This window comes from Arthrobacter sp. K4-10C (genome assembly GCF_059090085.1).
On record NZ_JBNHFI010000007.1, the window covers coordinates 279,063 to 295,418 of the forward strand.

Annotated in this window: 15 protein-coding genes and 1 pseudogene; 8 read left to right on the forward strand and 8 right to left on the reverse strand. The window is 68.7% G+C overall.

Translation table 11 applies throughout. The annotated features are described in order from the left end of the window. The first annotated feature begins 9 nt into the window (after window positions 1-9). The gene (locus AC5RUU_RS12130; protein ID WP_493975448.1) at window positions 10-645 is read left to right on the forward strand and encodes a dihydrofolate reductase family protein; all 636 of its coding nucleotides are present in this window, start codon (window positions 10-12) and stop codon (window positions 643-645) included. 10 nt (window positions 646-655) lie between these two features. Here the strand turns inward: AC5RUU_RS12130 and AC5RUU_RS12135 are convergent, their stop codons facing one another. The 5 genes from AC5RUU_RS12135 to AC5RUU_RS12155 are packed head-to-tail and all read right to left on the reverse strand — an operon-like array spanning window position 656 to window position 7,938. After that, window positions 656-1,840, reverse strand: a complete 1,185-nt coding sequence (locus tag AC5RUU_RS12135) for a VWA domain-containing protein (RefSeq protein WP_493975449.1) — start codon at window positions 1,838-1,840, stop codon at window positions 656-658. Next, entirely contained in the window at window positions 1,837-4,086 is a 2,250-nt protein-coding gene (locus AC5RUU_RS12140; protein ID WP_493975450.1) for a DUF5682 family protein, read from the reverse strand. Before AC5RUU_RS12140 ends, AC5RUU_RS12135 begins: the two co-directional genes overlap by 4 nt. Next, window positions 4,083-5,195: an ATP-binding protein gene (locus tag AC5RUU_RS12145; protein ID WP_493975451.1), complete on the reverse strand. Its 1,113-nt coding sequence runs from the start codon at window positions 5,193-5,195 to the stop codon at window positions 4,083-4,085. The genes AC5RUU_RS12140 and AC5RUU_RS12145 overlap by 4 nt, the downstream gene beginning before the upstream one ends. Next, window positions 5,192-6,640 (reverse strand): DUF5691 domain-containing protein, encoded by a 1,449-nt coding sequence (locus tag AC5RUU_RS12150; protein WP_493975452.1) that lies wholly within the window; start codon window positions 6,638-6,640, stop codon window positions 5,192-5,194. The genes AC5RUU_RS12145 and AC5RUU_RS12150 overlap by 4 nt, the downstream gene beginning before the upstream one ends. Then, complete coding sequence (locus tag AC5RUU_RS12155; RefSeq protein WP_493975453.1) at window positions 6,637-7,938, reverse strand: SWIM zinc finger family protein; 1,302 nt, start codon at window positions 7,936-7,938, stop codon at window positions 6,637-6,639. The genes AC5RUU_RS12150 and AC5RUU_RS12155 overlap by 4 nt, the downstream gene beginning before the upstream one ends. A 67-nt stretch (window positions 7,939-8,005) precedes the next feature. On the opposite strand from AC5RUU_RS12155, the gene AC5RUU_RS12160 reads away from it, so the two are divergent. Beyond that, the gene (locus tag AC5RUU_RS12160; RefSeq protein ID WP_493975454.1) at window positions 8,006-8,944 is read left to right on the forward strand and encodes a 5'-3' exonuclease; all 939 of its coding nucleotides are present in this window, start codon (window positions 8,006-8,008) and stop codon (window positions 8,942-8,944) included. 158 nt (window positions 8,945-9,102) lie between these two features. Then, window positions 9,103-9,618: a flavin reductase family protein gene (locus AC5RUU_RS12165; RefSeq protein WP_493975455.1), complete on the forward strand. Its 516-nt coding sequence runs from the start codon at window positions 9,103-9,105 to the stop codon at window positions 9,616-9,618. Window positions 9,619-9,688: 70 nt separating this feature from the next. Here AC5RUU_RS12165 and AC5RUU_RS12170 read toward each other — a convergent pair whose 3' ends face one another. Continuing rightward, the gene (locus AC5RUU_RS12170; protein WP_493975456.1) at window positions 9,689-10,102 is read right to left on the reverse strand and encodes a CBS domain-containing protein; all 414 of its coding nucleotides are present in this window, start codon (window positions 10,100-10,102) and stop codon (window positions 9,689-9,691) included. Between the two features lie 290 nt (window positions 10,103-10,392). Between AC5RUU_RS12170 and AC5RUU_RS12175 the strand changes: the two genes are divergently transcribed. The 4 genes from AC5RUU_RS12175 to AC5RUU_RS12190 all read left to right on the forward strand — a co-directional run bounded on the left by AC5RUU_RS12175 (window position 10,393) and on the right by AC5RUU_RS12190 (window position 14,264). Beyond that, window positions 10,393-10,728 carry a hypothetical protein gene (locus AC5RUU_RS12175; protein WP_493975457.1) on the forward strand — a complete coding sequence of 112 codons (336 nt, stop codon included), beginning with the start codon at window positions 10,393-10,395 and terminating at the stop codon, window positions 10,726-10,728. Continuing rightward, the gene (locus AC5RUU_RS12180; protein ID WP_493975458.1) at window positions 10,718-11,302 is read left to right on the forward strand and encodes a hypothetical protein; all 585 of its coding nucleotides are present in this window, start codon (window positions 10,718-10,720) and stop codon (window positions 11,300-11,302) included. Before AC5RUU_RS12175 ends, AC5RUU_RS12180 begins: the two co-directional genes overlap by 11 nt. 26 nt (window positions 11,303-11,328) lie before the next feature. After that, window positions 11,329-13,959, forward strand: coding sequence for an ATP-dependent helicase HrpB (gene hrpB / locus AC5RUU_RS12185; RefSeq protein WP_493975459.1), 2,631 nt, complete (start codon window positions 11,329-11,331; stop codon window positions 13,957-13,959). Between the two features lie 149 nt (window positions 13,960-14,108). After that, a complete protein-coding gene (locus AC5RUU_RS12190; RefSeq protein WP_493975460.1) occupies window positions 14,109-14,264 on the forward strand; it encodes a hypothetical protein in 156 nt (51 codons plus the stop codon). A gap of 22 nt (window positions 14,265-14,286) precedes the next feature. Here AC5RUU_RS12190 and AC5RUU_RS12195 read toward each other — a convergent pair whose 3' ends face one another. After that, complete coding sequence (locus AC5RUU_RS12195; protein ID WP_493975461.1) at window positions 14,287-14,964, reverse strand: alpha/beta hydrolase family protein; 678 nt, start codon at window positions 14,962-14,964, stop codon at window positions 14,287-14,289. A 70-nt stretch (window positions 14,965-15,034) separates the two neighbouring features. Between AC5RUU_RS12195 and ligD the strand changes: the two genes are divergently transcribed. Then, window positions 15,035-16,057: a non-homologous end-joining DNA ligase gene (gene ligD / locus AC5RUU_RS12200; RefSeq protein WP_493975477.1), complete on the forward strand. Its 1,023-nt coding sequence runs from the start codon at window positions 15,035-15,037 to the stop codon at window positions 16,055-16,057. A gap of 15 nt (window positions 16,058-16,072) precedes the next feature. On the opposite strand, the pseudogene AC5RUU_RS12205 reads toward ligD, so the two are convergent. Further along, a pseudogene (locus AC5RUU_RS12205) lies at window positions 16,073-16,356 on the reverse strand (HNH endonuclease); the annotation flags it as partial.

The window sequence follows — 16,356 nt, forward strand, 5'->3', positions numbered from 1 at the left end:
GAGCGGGCCATGGGCGGAACAGCGGCGGAGGCGTCACCAGCACAATTGATGGTGGACTTGATCATCTCCCTGGACGGGTACGCATCCGCTGAGGGGTGGCCGGGCTGGTGGGGCCTGGAGGGGCCGGAGTACCTTGCCTGGCTGGACCAGGAGGCGGAGAAGAACTACACCTTCCTCCTGGGGGCCAACACTTACCGGCTGATGTCCGGCATGTCCGAGGAAGCGTCTGCCGGCGGCTCCGGATTCTCCGCCGAGGAGGGCGCCTCGCTGACCGGGCTTGCCGCCGTGCCCAAAGTAGTTTTCTCCTCCACCCTGCAGGAACCCCTGACCTGGCCGAACTCCGAGCTGGTCCGCGGGGACGCAGGTGAGGCGGTGCGGGAGATGAAACAGTCAGGGACCCAACCGTTGAGCACGCTGGGCAGCCTTAGCCTCTGCCGGTCACTGCTGACCGCGGGCCTGGTGGACCGTTTCCGTGTGGTGGTCTTCCCGGTGATCACAGGCCGCACAGGACAGGAGCGGATCTACGACGGGTATCCGGACGTCACCCTTGAGATGGTGGAGAGCAGGACCTTCGACGGCCGGCTCCAGCTCCTTGAGTACGTGCCTACCGTGCTCAGCGGGCCGCCCGGCACGAGCCGCACGTGACAAAGGACAGTCAGTCCCCGTGGCTGGTGGGTATGTCGTGTGAGGCTGCCCATTCGCTGACGTCGCGGCGTTCGATTGCCGCCGCCATGAGGTCGGGGAACAGATCCGGGGTGCAGGCAAAAGTGGGGACCCCGATCCCGGCGAGCGCTGCGGCATGGCCGGCATCGAACGTGGGATGCCCGCTGTCACTCAAAGCCAGCAGGGCGATCATGGTGGCGCCCGAGCCCACAAGTGAGGCGGCCCGCCGCAGCATCTCCTCCGCTATCCCGCCCTCGTAGAGATCACTGATCAGCACCAGGATTGTCTCGTCCGGCCGGGACATCTGGCCCTGGCAGTACGCCAGGGCGCGGTTGATGTCGGTGCCGCCGCCGAGCTGCACACCGAACAGGACATCCACGGGGTCGTCCAGCTCATCAGTCAGGTCAACAACCTCGGTGTCGAAAACCACCATCCGGGTGCGGACGGAGCGCAGTGAGCTCAGGACGGCCCCGAACACGCTTGAATACACCACCGACTCTGCCATCGACCCGGACTGGTCGATGCAGAGGATGATCTCGCGCTGGATCTCGGTGCTGCGCCGGGCATGGCCCACCAGGCGCTCCGGCACCACGGTGCGGTACCCGGGCTGGTAGTTTTTGAGGTTTGCGGCAATGGTCCGGTTCCAGTCGATGTCCCGGTGCCGGGGCCGCCGCGTCCGGGCCGCCCTGTTCAACGCCCCGGAAACCGCCTGGACCGTCCGTGCCCTCAGCCGCTCCTCGAGTTGCGCTGTCACCTGGCGCACCACTGCCCGGGCGCTCTCGCGGGAGTGCTCAGGGATGACCCGCCCGAGCCCGAGAAGCGTGCTGACCAGTCCGACGTCGGGCTGCACGGTGCGCAGCATCTCCGGTTCGAGAAGCAGCTGCCGCAGGCCGAGCCGCTCCATGGCATCGGCCTGCATCACCTGGACAACGGAGGACGGGAAGTAGCCGCGGATATCACCAAGCCACCGTGCCACCCGCGGGCTGGACCCGCCCAGGCCTCCGCGGGCGCTCCGTTCCCTGTCGTACAGCTCCTCCAGGGCCTGGTCCCGGCGGGCGTCGTCGGCGGAAAGCACCACTGCGCCGCCGTCGGGGGTGGTGATGCCGTCGGCTTCGTGCGCGCCGAGCACCAGGCGCCAGCGGCCCAGCCGGTTACGTTCCGGGTCTGCGGCTGTCACGCTTTTTCCTCCCATCCCAGGTACCGTGCCATGGTCCGGAGCGCCGGGACAGCCGGCGCAAAGTCCAGCGCATCCGGACCGGCAGCGAATTCGGCGCCGCCGGCACGGCTGATTTGTTCACCGATTTCCCGCCGCTCTGCCTTGCTGAAAGCCGAAAAAGTTCTGCGCAGGAGCGGCAGCACGTCCTCGAACACCTCCCCGCCCACGCCGCTGATCCAGCCGTCCACAATTGCCAGGAGGCGCGGGTCATACACCAGCAGGGATGCGTCGCCGGAGAGTAAACCGTCAAGCCAGGCGGCAGCTGCAGGCGCCGGCGTGGCAAGCGAAAGGCGCCGGCTGAGGCTGTCCGCCACATTCCCGCCGTCGAGGGATCCGGCGTCCAGGAGCAGCCTGGTGGCCCGGCCCCCGACGGCTCCGTGGATGCGGTCCGAACCGGCAACGGCGGACAGTGCCTGCCGCCAGTCGTCGAGTGGCAGGTCGGGAAGCAGCGACAGGCCGTCATTGGCTGTGTCGATCGCATGGCGCATGGCTGCGGCCGCTTCGTCATCCAGCCCCGCACAGGCCGTGGGCAGGCCTACGCAGGCCCGCACCACCGTCGCATCGAGGATCGTCCGCACGCCGCTGACGTCCACGCCGCGGACGTTGCCGTACCTGCACGTCCGGGCCAGCGGCGCGACAGATTCCAGCAGGGGAGCGACGTCCTGCTGGAGGGCGGTGCGCTCGGCAAGGGCCGATACCACGGCGCTGATCGCGTCGGGGAGATCGGCCAGCAGGCACCACGACAGCAGTTCGCTGAGGTCGGCGAGGCTCCCGGCCTGCGCCGCCTGCTCGGCTGCGGCGGCTGCGGCAGCCGAGGCGACGGTGGTTCCGTAACGGCTGGCCTCCACCACCGCCACGCTGAGTTCCGGTTTCCAGCGGAGCGTCCAGGCTTCCTTGAAGGTCCCGGTGGTGCGCCCGGTTTCGGTTGGGACACCCCAGTCCACCCCGAGCAGCTGCAGCCGGTGCAGCAGCACGGACCGTGCCAGCTGGTTCGGTTTGCGCAGGTCAAGGATGAGGACTTCCTCTATGGCGCCCGGCTTCCAGCGGAGGCGGCGCTGGGCAGCGGCGAGGTCGGCGGCCAACGGAAGCGTAGGCACGGAGTCCGGCACAGTGCCGAGCTCCCGACCCACGGTGAGCTCGCGGTGCACCACGGACAGTGGCAGGGGAGAGCCGTCGCACAGCACGGCCTGCGCGGCGTCGTCGAGCTCCGCCAGACCGGGACTTGGCCGTCCCCGCACGGCGGCAAGGGCGGCGGCGAGCCGGCTTGCCTCCACCACGGAGGCGGTGGAGGCGCCGAGGTTCTCCCGGCGGAGGGCGTGCGCCACCCGGACCAGCCACGTGGTGGCCACGTCACTGCCGCTGTCCTTCACCCTCCAGTGGTTGTATAGGTGCTGGTACCAGCCGGGGGCGGTGACACCGGCACCGTATCCGCTGCGGAAGCTGAGGCGGTCCGACGTCCAGGGCACCCAGGTGGCCGTGACCTTGGACTTGGGTAAATTGGCGAGGACCTTGTTGTCCGCCGTTGCCGGGGGGAAGTTGGCCGGCACCAGCGCGGGAGCATGGTAGGCGCCGCACACGACCGCGACGCTTTGGTGGCCCTCGCTGAGGGCGGAACGGAGCAGACGCCGCATGGCAGCCTCCCGCAGGTTGTTTTCGACGATATCCGGGTGGTCGGCCGGCCTCGGGTCCCCGGCCCTGATCTCAGCGATGGCATCGGTGATGGCCAGGAACCTGTCCAGGGGGCCGCCGTTCCGGTGTTCCACAGCGTCTTCCCACCACCGCTCGGCGTCGCTGTACCCTGCCGCCCCGGCGAGCATTCCGATCGCATCCGGCCGGTACGGCTCGTGGGAAGGGACCAGAGGGCCCGCAGACCCGGCCGCGCGGCGCAGCGCGAACGTGTTGGCAGCCGGCAGGTCGATGGCCCGCACTGCCGCCCCGGTGGACAGGGCCCAGCGGATGGCCACCCATTCGGGGGAGAATCCGGCCAGGGGGTAGAACGAGGCCAGCCCCGGCTCGTCCACTGCGTAGATCAGCCCGGCCACGGGAGGCACCATCTCCGCGTCGCCGAGCAGCGGCAGGACCTGGTCAAGTTCCGGGGGACCTTCCACAAGGACCAGGCCGGGCCGGAGCTCTGCCAGTCCCTCGGCGACGGACCGCGCGGACCCTGGACCGTGGTGCCGGATCCCCAGGACATGGACTTCTGTCATCGGCCAGTTGGCGATTCGAGGTCTCGGCAGGCACGGTAGAGGTCCTTCCAGTCGGGGCGGTTCCGGACCACGGTTTCCAGGTACTCCTGCCAGATGACGCGGTCCTGGACAGGATCCTTGATGATGGCACCCACGAGGCTTGCGGCCACGTCCCCGGCCCGCACGGTGCCGTCACCGAAATGGGCAGCCAGGGACAGGCCGTTCGTCATTACGGAGATGGCCTCAGCCGTTGACAGCGTCGCGGACGGTGACTTGATGGTGGTGCGCTGGTCCTGCGTGACGCCGGCCCGGAGTTCCCGCATCACCGTGACCACCCGGCGGATCTCGGAGAGGGCTGACAGATCCGCCGGCAGCTCCAGCGCGCTGCCCAGCGAGCGCACCCGTGCGGTAACAATCTCCACCTCCTGGTCGATCGTGTCGGGAAGCGGAAGCACCACCGTGTTGAAGCGCCGCCGCAGCGCGGACGAGAGGTCGTTGACGCCCTTGTCGCGGTTGTTGGCTGTGGCAATGATGTTGAAGCCCTTCCGCGCCTGCACTTCGGTGTTCAGTTCGGGGATGGGGAGCGTCTTCTCGCTAAGGATGGAGATCAGGGAATCCTGCACGTCCGAGGGGATCCTCGTCAGCTCCTCGACCCGGACCAGGCTTCCGGACTCCATGCCCCGCATGACCGGCCCGGGCACGAGTGCTGCCCGGGACGGGCCGTCGGCGAGCAGCCGCGCATAGTTCCAGCCGTACCGAAGGGCTTCCTCCTGCGTGCCTGCGGTTCCCTGGACCACCAGGGTGGAGGACCCGGAAACGGCGGCCGAGAGGTGCTCGCCCAGCCAGGTCTTTGCCGTGCCGGGCACGCCCAGCAACAGCAGGGCACGGTCCGTGGCCAGGGATGCCACGGCGATCTCCACCAGACGCGCCGAGCCCAGGTACTTGGGAGTGATGTCCACGCCGTTGGGCAGGGTGCCGCCAAGGATGTACGTGGTGACGGCCCAGGGGGACAGCCGCCAGCTCGGCGGGCGGGGCCGGTCGTCGACGGCGGCCAGGGCGTCGAGTTCCCCGGCGTAGGCTTCCTCGGCGTGGGCGCGGACAATGCCTGCGGATCCGTGGGCATCTGTCATTGAAAAGCCTCCGTCAGTGATTGTCGGAACGAAAGGTACTGGACGGCGTCGCGCAGTACGCGCCGCCGTGAAGCGTCGTCGTCGGGGCGGGCGAGCAGGCGGCGGCACTCGTCCGCAGCCACGGGCGGCAGCGCTGCCGGCAGGGTGGAGGCCAGCATGGACGCGAGGTAGCCGTTCTCCTTGCGCGCGATGACCTCAAGGACCGCACCGGCCAGCGGGGGTGCCCATGGCGTTGGAAGGTCGCGGAGGAGCGGAACCAGCGCCGCCGGCTGGATGCCGCCGGTTCGGAGGTGCTGCACGATCCATCCCTCACGTTCCTCTGCCGGCAGGCAGTCCAGGAGCCGCGCGTCGGTACGGATGTCCAGCAGGGCGCGCACCCAGTTCCGGTCGGCGCGGAGTACGGCGGTGGCGAGGATGGCGTCGATGACGCGCGGTTCCCCGTTCAGCAGGGCGAGCGTGCCCGCCGGGTCCCGGCCTGCCGCCGTCGTCCATACGTCCAGGGGCGCGCCACGGACGATTGTTTCCAGCCACCGGAACCGGTCCGGTTCGCCGGCGCGGGGCGCCGGGGATAAGCCGTCCCGCACGGCGGCAGCGTCGGGTTCGGGCGGCGTCTCGATATCCAGCCGTTTGCGCAGCATTCCCCTGGTGCCCAGCAGTGGCCGCAGCCTTGCAGCCATGCGGTGTGCCCGGGCACTGTCCGGCAGCCGGTCAAGGAGGCCGGCCGCCACCTCCCGCACGCTTTTGGCCTTGTCATCCAGGGCGCGTTCCAGCAGCGGTTCGTCGCCGGGCCCGAGGTTCGTGGAGAGCAATGCCAGGAGGCTGGCGCGTTCGCGCGCACCGCAGTTGTGCCAGTCCGCGCTGAGCTGTCCGACGGCGGCGGCCGGGTCGGTGCCCCGCAACAGCTTCAGGTGGGCCGCGGCACTGGCACCAGTATCCTCGGCTTCAGGAGCCGCCTTGGGGAGGCTGCCGCCGGTTCCAGCCCGACGAAGGTCCTGAAGCCACCGGCCGCGGGCGCCAATGGCCGGGACCAGCCGACCTGCCACCTGGGATTGCGAATCCGCCAGGGCGAACAACGAAGGCAAGAGGCGGTGCGGAACGCGCCGGCCCGAACCCGCCGCCAACTCAAGCCAGTCGGCCACCAGCCGGGTTCTCAGCTCCGGCCCCACGGGCGGCTGGCTGAGGACCAGCTCCAGCAGCCGGGCCGCGTCTCCCGCAGCCTGCGGGGCGTCATCCGGCGGTGCAACGGGCAGTTCACCGCCTGGGACGGGCATCGCAGTCCGGGCCGCGCGCGTGGCCACATCGGCAAGCGCCGCCTGGTCGAGCAGCGATTCCTCGGGGGAGAGGCCGGCGGGGACCCGAAGGTTGAGTTCCGGTGGCGGTGCAGGGGCCGGGTGGCGTCCCGTACCCACGAGCGCGGACGATCGAAGCTCGGCGAGCCACCTCACGCGGCCACCACCGCCCCGCCGACGACGACCGACAGGGGCCGCAGGTGCCCGTCCTCCAGTTCCCCGAAAAGATCGACGGCGTGTCCGCCCGTTAATGCCAGCAGATAGTCGAGGCGCGCGTCGACCAGGGGCAAGCCGTGGCCGGATCCGTCCTGCACCCAGCCTTGGTCCATAGGGTTGATCCGGACCCCGGCCAGCAGCACCGGGTGCCGCTCCCGCCATGGTGAGACCGCAACGGCGGCCGACTCTGATTCCAGCGCCTGGTCGACGCTGCAGCCTGCACCAAGCCCTTCGGCCACACCCTGCGGTACGGCCGGCGCGTTGAACAAAGCCCGCTGGGGCGGCGTGCCGGGATAGCGGGCAACATATCCGTCCAACATTGCCCCTGCCAGCTGGGGCATGGCGAACGCTTCGCCGCGGGCGGCGAAATCGAGGATCACCACCACCGTGCCGTCTGGCCCCCGCAGCCACGTGCGCTGCTGCTGGAGGCGTCCGTCGTCGCTGCGGTGGGCGCCGAGCACCAGCCAGGGGCCGGGCAGCGCCTCGGATCCCTGCACCTCGGCGGACGGGACGGGCCATCCCACAGCCGCCCTAAGATCTGCCAGCTCATGGGGCGCAAGCCGGTCCCGCTGCGTCCAGGCCTTGGCAAGTGCCCACCAGCGGCCGGCGTGCAGCAGCAGATGGTCCGCCCAGTCGGTGCGGGCATGGACATCCGATCCCATGGCCCGGACCTGGTCCGCCATGCCCGGAAGCTGGGCATCCACCAGCCGGGCTGCCACGCCGTCCCACCAGGAGTAGGGCTGGTTGCGTGCCGGGGCGAGCCCCGTGCGCAGCAGATCCGTGAGCCACCGGGCAAAGTCATCCATGCCGGTGTCCATCAGCGCCATCCGGTCCGCCAGCCTCCTGGCCTGAGCCTCCGGGTCTGCGGTTTCTCCTGCGCTGCGCTGGCCGCGGGCAGTGGCACGCTCGGTCCGCTTCGCTGCCCACTCCTGGGCGAAGCCCGCGGTTTCCGCGCCGGCCGCCCCGGCCGCCTCGCCGCGGGCCCACAGGAGCAGCAGCGCCAGTGCATGCTTGCACGGGAACTTTCGGCTGGGGCACGTGCAACGGTAGGCGGGCGCGGCGGTGTCCACACTCACCTGGTACGGCGTCTTGCCGCTGCCCTGGCATTTCCCCCAGACCAGGTCGTCATTGCTGCCGGTGTCCGACCATGGGCCGGGACGTGCCAGTTTGCGGGCGGCTGCCAGCGAAGCGTCATCAGGCGCGGCACCTATGACCCTGTCCTCGCTCCAACGCCCCATGGACCACATTGTGCCTGATGCCACAGTGGTTGCGGGACAGGTGCCCAATTTTGTGTGAGGATCAGTTATGCCCAACCGCCTGATGCTGCTGGACACTGCCTCCCTGTACTTCCGGGCCTTCTACGGCATCCCGGACACGATCCGCCGCCCGGACGGAACACCCGTCAACGCGGTCCGCGGGCTGCTCGACATGATCGCACGGCTCACCACCGACTACCGCCCGACCCATCTTGTCGCATGCTGGGATGATGACTGGCGTCCGCAATGGCGCGTGGACCTGATCCCGTCGTATAAGTCCCACCGGGTGGCCGAAGCCGTCACTGACGCGCCGGACATCGAGGTGGTCCCGGACGCCCTGGAGGCCCAGCTCCCCATGATCCGCGAGGTGCTTGGCCTTGCGGGCATCGCCATCGTGGGTGCTTCAGAGCATGAGGCCGACGACGTTGTGGGCACCTACGCGAGCCACGCCGCGTTTCCGGTCGACGTCGTCACTGGCGACCGCGACCTGTTCCAGGTGTGCGACGACGGCCGGCAGGTCCGCGTGATCTACACCGCACGCGGCATGCGGAACCTCGAAGAGGTCACCGAGCAGACAGTCGTCGCCAAATACCGCGTGCTGCCGCAGCAGTATGCCGACTACGCCACCCTGCGCGGCGACGCCTCCGACGGGTTGCCCGGCGTTGCAGGAATCGGGGAGAAGACGGCTGCTTCCCTGCTCCTGAAGTACGGCACCCTCGAGGGGCTGCTTGAGGCGGCGGAGGACGACGGCAGCGGCCTGGCTGGACCGGTCCGGGCCAAGCTCGCCGCGGCCGCGGACTACCTCAAAGCAGCCCCCGCCGTCGTACGGCTGGTGCGGAACCTGGAGTTGCCCGGCCTCGATGAGGCCGGCGCAGGGCTGCACCCGGTCACCGGCGCCAACCGCGCCGAGCTTGAGCGGCTGGCAACGGACTGGAACCTCGGCGGCTCGGTGCGGCGCCTCCTCGACGCGCTCGACCAGACGAGGTAAAACGGCGACATCCGGTACGGCACAGAGCGCTGCATGTGACGGACCATGTACCGCGATGACCGCCTGTTGCGGTACGCGTCGATGCGTTGCAGGGTCGCTTGATCAGGGCGTAGGGCGATGGTTTGGTGAGGTAACGATCCAAACGAGAGGCCATTCCCATGACACTCACATCTGATCTGGCACCCCGCCGGCTTCGGGACATTTTTGGAACTTTTGCCACCGGGCTGACGGTCATCACGGCTGCCACCGACCACGGCCCGGCCGGATTCACGTGCCAGTCCTTCGCGTCGCTGTCCCTGGAGCCCGCACTGGTGACCTTCAGTCCGGCCAGGACCTCACGTACATGGCCGGAACTGCGGCGGGCCGGTGCCTTCACGGTCAATATTCTTCCTGCAGGGCACCAGCACCTGGCCGGGCAGTTCGCCCGCTCCGGAGCGGACAAGTTCGCGGGTGTGGGTTATCACTCGTCGCCGCTGGGCAACCCGGTCCTCGACGACGCGCTGGCCTGGATCGACTGCGAGCTCCAAGTCGAATACGACGGCGGCGACCACACTATCGTTGTGGCGGCGGTTCGGCATCTCAGCGCGCGCCAGGATGCCGAACCGCTGCTGTTCTTCAAGGGCCGCTATGCGGGACTCGTTCCTGCGGAGCATCTGCTCGAGGCCGCCAGCTGAATGGTGTCCCCGACAGGAAAGCTGCCACAGCCATATTTTGCTGCGGCAGCTTTTTCTTTTCGGGGGGTTCTCAGTAGGAGATGAATGCCACGAGTTCGCCCACCCGGTCCTCGGGGTAGTTCTTTGCGATATCGCCCTGGCTGAGGACGCCGATCAGGTTGTGCCCGTCAATGACTGGAAGCCGGCGCACCTGGTGGTCCTGCATTGTCCTGATGGCCTCCTCGATGGAATCGTCCGCGCCGATGGTCACAGGCTTGCCCTGGCCCAATTCACCGGCTCTGACTGACCGCGGGTCGCCGCCTTCGGCCAGGCATTTTATAACGATGTCGCGATCCGTGAGCATGCCCTTGAGTCGGTTGTCCTCGCCGCAGATGGGAAGGGAACCGACATCCAGGTCCCTCATCTTGCGGGCAGCTGTTTCCAGGGTTTCGTTCTCGCCGATGCACTCCGCGCCGCCGGTCATAACTTCCCGTGCCGTTGCCATAATTGTCTCCTGATGCCATGCGGTTGTGTTTTTCTACCCGGAAGGCCCTGCGGGTCACCGCTGTCGGCTGGCGGCTCCGAAGAGCGAACCGTTGGAAAAATGCTAAGCCTACTGATTATTTCTGTCCAGAGCCTGACGGTTCCCCCCTGCCCGACATTTCTTCCAGTCGGACGGCCGCGCCTTCGGATTCCCTGCACTGACGCGCTTCTTGCGCCGCTGCCATCAAGTAGTAAGCTTGCTGAGCATTACTAGTAAGCTTGCTGATTAACCAGGAGATGGAAGCAGGAGTAATGGGCACAGTAGTTGGAGTTGCCTGGTCGATGATGCTGACGGCCGGCGGAGCGGCGGTGGCCGCGGGTGCCCCCTTTGGCGCTGCAGGCCTGGGCGGCCAGTATCTCGCCGGTCACGTACTCCTGGGGCTGGGCCTGGGCCAGCTGACGGCCATGCTGGTACGGGCGGCCGTGCGCCGGATGGTCCGCAGGGTCCGCAGCCGGGCCGGTGCCGTTCAGGCACGCGCGGTCCAGGAACGGCCCGTTCAAGCGCCCGAAGCCCGGCTTGCCACCGTCTCCGTGCTTCCGGCCAGGCCGGCAGCCGTTCCGCCGCTTCGGGGCCGGCATGCCGCCTGACCTCCCGCACCGTGCCGGACATCATCCGGCCAGTCCGGTGGAGGCGAGGCGGATCCGGGCAGCTGCAGTAGTTCTTGCCGCGGCCCTGGCCTTGTCGGCGATTATTTTTGCGGCCGCCACCGCGTCCCGTTCGTCGGATTCCGATGAACTGACGCTGCGAGGCTTCCAGATCCGCGTCCTAAGCATCAGCCAGGCCGCCGCCGAAAACAGGATGGATGGCGCGATGGCAGCCCTTCAGGCGCTGGAAAGCGACCTGGACGCCGCCGCGCGCGAGGGTCGCATTTCCGCACCACGCCTGCGCGGCATTGAAACAGCGCTGGAAGCGGTCCGGGCAGATATCTCCGGGCAGCTGTCCTCACAGGCAGCAGCCCTGGCCGGCGCCGCGGCGGTGCCGGAAGCCGCCGCGACGGCCCCGGCAGATGTGACCCTGTCACAGTCCCAACCGGTACAGGCCGTGCCGGACCAGCCGGTAGCGGACCCCCTGCCCGCACCTGGTTACGCGGGTCAGCCCGCCACGGTTCCAGAGGCGGCCAAGGACAACAAGGGGAAAGGCAAAGGCCAAGGCAAGCCGTAGCCGGTCCGCGCAGGCAGAATGGACGGGTGACTTCTTCCAACCGGCAGCAACAGCCCCACGTTGCGAAGGCCTTCGACCTCGGCGCCATCGGTATCGGACTGGCCTTCGCGGGCTCGCTCCCCGCTTTGAAGGAAGCTTTGGGCAATGGCCTGACGGCGGGGGCGGCAGTGGTGCAGGCGCCGCCCGGCACTGGCAAAACCACCCTGGTTCCGCCCATGCTCGCCAATCACGTAAAGGGCGCAGAACGGGTGGTGGTGACTCAGCCCCGGCGTGTTGCTGCGCGTGCTGCGGCACGCCGGCTCGCTGCGCTGGACGGCAGCCCGCCTGGTAGCCGCGTTGGCTACACAGTCCGCGGAGAACGGCAGGCGGGAAATGCCACGCTGGTTGAATTCGTGACGCCAGGTATCCTCCTGCGCCGTTTGCTGGCAGACCCGGGCCTCGAGCATGTTGGCGCCGTCGTCCTGGACGAAGTCCACGAGCGCGGGCTTGAAACCGACCTGCTGGTGGGCATGCTGGCCGAAGTCCGGCAGCTGCGTGGCGATCTCGCCGTCGTGGCGATGTCGGCAACCCTGGACGCGCCCCGCTTCGCCGTCCTGCTGGGGGATCCCGACGGCGGACCGGCAGCTCCCATCGTCGACTGTCTTTCGGTGCTCCACCCGCTCGAGGTGGAATGGGTTCCGGCGGCGGGCCCGCGGCTGGACAGCCGGGGTGTGACACGCTCCTTCCTGGACCACCTGGTGGAGACGGTGGCGCGGGCCCACTCCCAGGCGCTGGCCGTGGACGGATCCGTGGACGGGCTGGTCTTTGTCCCCGGCGCCCGGGAAGTATCGGAGGTTGCGGCAGGGCTGCGCGGGAGGATTGGGCAGGCGGTCGAAGTGCTGGAGCTGCATGGGCAGGTGGGGGCCGCCGAGCAGGACCGGGCAGTCTCCGGACGCCGGCCCGGGGACAGGCCGCGCATCATCGTCTCGACCGACCTGGCCGAGTCCTCACTGACGGTGCCGGGCGTCAGGCTGGTGGTCGATTCAGGCCTGGCCCGGGAGCCTCGCCGGGACTCGGGCCGCGGGATGAGCGGGCTGGTAACTGTTTCCTGTTCCCGGGCGTCGGCAGACCAGCGTGCGGGGCGTGCGGCGCGCCAGGGTCCGGGCAGGGTGGTGCGATGCTACAACCAGCAGGCCTATGGCGCGTCCCCGGCCCACGTCACTCCGGAAATCAAGGTGGCGGACCTGGCCGGGGCGGCGTTGACCCTCGCCTGCTGGGGATCCCCGGGCGGAGACGGGATGGCCCTCCCGGACAGTCCGCCGCGACAAGCCCTGGATGACGCTGTGGAAGTCCTTCGGGAACTCGGTGCCGTGTCGGCGGGAGGCCATGCCACTGCGGCGGGCAGGATCCTGGCTCGGATCCCGGCGGACCCGCGACTTGCCCGCGCCCTGCTGGACGGCGCCGCCATCATTGGGCCTCCGGAGGCGGCTGAGGTGGTGGCTGCCGTGGCCGGAGAACAGCGCGCCCCGGGGGCGGATTTGCCCGGCCTCCTGTCCCGGCTCCGCAGCGACTCCGGCCCCGCCGGCAGGCGCTGGGCGGAAGAAGCCAGGCGGCTCGAGGCGCTGGTACGGAAGGTGGGGCTTGCGGCTTCACCGCCTGTAATTCCCGCCACCGAAGCAGGCGCCGCGGCGGTGGGGTCCGTCGTCGCACTGGCATTTCCCGACCGCGTGGCCCGCCTCGTCCCGGGTGACGGGCCCGTCCATTATCTGCTCAGTTCCGGGACGCGGGCCGGTCTTCCGGTCGGAAGTCCGCTGTCCGGGCATGAGTGGCTGGCGGTGGCCGAAGTGTCCCGGGCGGACGGCAGGGACTCGGCCGGCACGGGTGCCGTCATTCGATCCGCGGCCCCGCTGACCGGTGAACTTGCGCGTGCAGCCGCCGGAAGCCTCCTGCGGGAGACAGTCGAAGCCCAATTCACCCAGGGGCGTGTCACCGCCCGGAAGGTCCGGCGCCTCGGTGCCATCGTGCTTGCCGACACTCCTGTCCGTCCCACTCCGGCGGAAGGCAGGACCGCGCTCACCGCAACGTTGCGCAAGGAGGGGCTCGCTGCATTGGAGTGGTCGACGGCGGCCGAAGCCTTGCGCCGCCGTCTTGCCTTCCTGCACCGGGAGTTGGGGGAGCCGTGGCCGGACGTCTCTGACGAGGCCCTCCTGCTGGGTCTCGACGAGTGGCTGGGACCTGAACTTGAAACCCTCGCGGCGGGAGCCGCCGTAAGGTCCGTGAATCTCACCCAGCCGCTGCGCCGTCTGCTGCCCTGGCCCCAGGCTGCAAGGATTGACGAGCTCGCCCCGGAATGGCTGGAAGTGCCCAGCGGTTCCCGGATTCCGGTCGGTTACCCCCAGCCCGGAGAGGAGACCGCCCGTCCTGTGGTGGCCGTGAAGTTGCAGGAGTGCTTCGGCCTTGCCGAGACGCCGCGGCTGGTCAACGGCACGGTTCCCGTCCTTTTCCATCTGCTGTCCCCGGCACGCCGCCCGCTCGCCGTCACCGACGACCTCACCTCCTTTTGGTCCGGCCCCTATACGCAGGTCAGGGCGGAGATGAGGGGCCGCTACCCCAAGCACCCCTGGCCGGAAGACCCATGGACGGCCCCCGCCACTGCCCGGGCCAAGCAGCGCGGGTGACCGCTCGGGGCCAGTCCTGTCTGCCTTCGGACGGCTGGGTGATAACTCCGATACATACCCGAAACGTTGCGTCGACCTGCTGAAACATCCCTTGGCTAGGCTCGCTTCCACATGGACAGCGTGGTCCATTCAACTCATGGAAGGACGTAATGATGTTTCTTTTGAACAGCCTGAACCTTTTGCTCGACGGCCGGAGTGGTGACGATGCCTGGCCTTCCAGCGGCGCCAACGGAAAGCAGGACTTTCCTGACGGCCAGCTCACCTCTGCAGCTTGGGAGGGCTGGTGGCACGAGGAGGCGGCCTAGTGGATAGGGCCGGGCGGCACGCCTAACCGCTGGCCCGGATGAAATCGGCAACCGGGGCTGCCAGTGATGCCCCCACCTCGCCGGCGTGACGCTTGACGCCCGCGACGGCAAAGGAGTGGTCACCGCCCTCCATCCAATGAAGTACCGCAGACGGCCCGATGCGGGAGACCACGTCCTCCAGGATTCCGCGTGTGGCAAAGGTGTCGCGGGTGCCCTGCAGGAACAGCATGGGGGTGGTGATCCCGTACAGGTGCTCATCCCGCAGCTTCTCGGGTTTTCCCGGCGGATGCAGCGGATACCCCAGGTAGATGAGGCCGTCAGCTGCCATCCCGTCCGCTACAGCCATGGACGCCATCCGGCCGCCAAATGATTTGCCGGCCGCCCACATCGGGCCGGAGCTGCCATGGGCCGCTGCCTGCTCAGCGGCTGCCGCCATCGCAGCACGCCACGTGGCGATGGCCGCCGGCGGGCGGTCGGGAAACTTGCGCCCGGCTTCCCGGTACGGGAAGTTGAACCGCAGGGTGGCCAGGCCGAGGATATTGAGCGCCTCAGTGAAGCCGCGCAGGAAAGGATGTTCCATGCCGGCTCCGGCACCGTGGGCAACCACAACCGTCGCCCAGGGGTTTTCGGGCCGGGCATGGGCCGCGGAGACTGCGGTCCCGTCCACGTCAAGGAAGAGGGATGTTTCGGCATCGGGCATGACTCCATCATGCCTGACCTGGCTGCCCGAAATATGCCGGCTGGCGGACGGCGGGGTGTACGTTGTCCCCATGGCGAGCGAACAGACCACCATCACAGTCCAGGGTCCCCACGGCGATCGCGAGATGCGCATCTCCAGCCCCAGCCGGATTCTCTGGCCGGACCTGGGACTCACCAAACTGGACCTGGCCCGGTACATCTGCGATGTGGGGGAGGCGTTCATCGCTGCGAACGGCGACCGGCCCGTATCCCTGCAGCGGTACTCGGACAACATCAATGGGGAAATGTTCTTTTCCAAGAACCCGCCCAAGGGCACCCCGGATTTCGTCCGGTCGGTCAAGGTGGTGTACCCAAGCGCACGTTCGCATCCCCAGCTGGTGCTGGACGAGCCCGCCGCAGCCGTGTGGGCCGTGCAGATGAACACGGTGGTGTTCCATCCGTGGCCCTCGCGGACTGAAAACACGGACAACCCTGACCAGTTGCGGATCGACCTTGACCCGCAGCCGGGAACAGACTTCGACGACGCTGTTCCGGCTGCGCTGGCACTCCGGGAAGTCCTGGCAGAGGCGGGCCTGGACTGTTTCATCAAGACGTCAGGCAACCGCGGCCTTCACGTCTATGCTCCCATCGCGCCCGTCCGCGAGTTCCTGGATGTCAGGCACGCAGTGATTGCGGCGGCCCGCGAAGTGGAGCGGCGGATGCCGGACAAGGTAACCACGGCGTGGTGGAAAGAGGAGCGGGGCCAGCGGATCTTCCTTGATTTCAACCAGGCCAACCGTGACCGGACCATCGCCGGCGCCTACAGCCCTCGCGCACTGCCGCATGCCCCTGTGTCCTGCCCCATCACGTGGGATGAACTCGGCAATGCCGACCCGAAGAACTTCACCATCCTCACTGTTCCGGAACGCCTGCGCACCACCGGCGACCCCTGGGCCGACTTCCACCGGAATCCGGGCAGTATCGACACCCTGCTTGAGTGGTGGGAACGCGACACGAAAGACGGACTCGGTGAGCTGCCCTTCCCGCCGGACTACCCCAAGATGCCGGGGGAGCCGCCCCGGGTACAGCCCAGCCGGGCACGCAAGCAGGACTAGAAGCACCACTGGGGCCTATCCCGCGGGCCCTGCCCGGCCCAACACCTGGACTGAGTTGGATACCCCGGCTGCGCACCGGTCGGGTTTCCTGGCAGCACTGCGGCCTGCACGGCGGCGCGCGGGCGTGCCGGTACGGGTGGCTGAGGCGCCATCCGGGGAAGCCGCGGTTCGTAGTGTGCCGGGGAGTGGTGGTGCGGTGGAGTGGTAGGTGTGGCCGGTGGGGGTCCGGGTCTGGACTGCGTGGCGGACTGCATGGCGTGGTCCCAGTACCGGTTCGGCCGTCCAGCGGGGGGGTTTCC

Excerpts from the sequence above, each read along its gene's own strand:
- AC5RUU_RS12145 (WP_493975451.1), bottom strand. The coding sequence starts at position 5,195 with ATGACAGATGCCCACGGATCCGCAGGCATTGTCCGCGCCCACGCCGAG.
- AC5RUU_RS12170 (WP_493975456.1), bottom strand. The coding sequence starts at position 10,102 with ATGGCAACGGCACGGGAAGTTATGACCGGCGGCGCGGAGTGCATCGGC.
- AC5RUU_RS12155 (WP_493975453.1), bottom strand. The coding sequence starts at position 7,938 with ATGGGGCGTTGGAGCGAGGACAGGGTCATAGGTGCCGCGCCTGATGAC.
- AC5RUU_RS12180 (WP_493975458.1), top strand. The coding sequence starts at position 10,718 with ATGCCGCCTGACCTCCCGCACCGTGCCGGACATCATCCGGCCAGTCCG.
- AC5RUU_RS12175 (WP_493975457.1), top strand. The coding sequence starts at position 10,393 with ATGGGCACAGTAGTTGGAGTTGCCTGGTCGATGATGCTGACGGCCGGC.
- AC5RUU_RS12165 (WP_493975455.1), top strand. The coding sequence starts at position 9,103 with ATGACACTCACATCTGATCTGGCACCCCGCCGGCTTCGGGACATTTTT.
- ligD (WP_493975477.1), top strand. The coding sequence starts at position 15,035 with ATGGCGAGCGAACAGACCACCATCACAGTCCAGGGTCCCCACGGCGAT.
- AC5RUU_RS12140 (WP_493975450.1), bottom strand. The coding sequence starts at position 4,086 with ATGACAGAAGTCCATGTCCTGGGGATCCGGCACCACGGTCCAGGGTCC.
- AC5RUU_RS12195 (WP_493975461.1), bottom strand. The coding sequence starts at position 14,964 with ATGCCCGATGCCGAAACATCCCTCTTCCTTGACGTGGACGGGACCGCA.
- AC5RUU_RS12190 (WP_493975460.1), top strand. The coding sequence starts at position 14,109 with ATGATGTTTCTTTTGAACAGCCTGAACCTTTTGCTCGACGGCCGGAGT.
- AC5RUU_RS12130 (WP_493975448.1), top strand. The coding sequence starts at position 10 with ATGGGCGGAACAGCGGCGGAGGCGTCACCAGCACAATTGATGGTGGAC.
- AC5RUU_RS12160 (WP_493975454.1), top strand. The coding sequence starts at position 8,006 with ATGCCCAACCGCCTGATGCTGCTGGACACTGCCTCCCTGTACTTCCGG.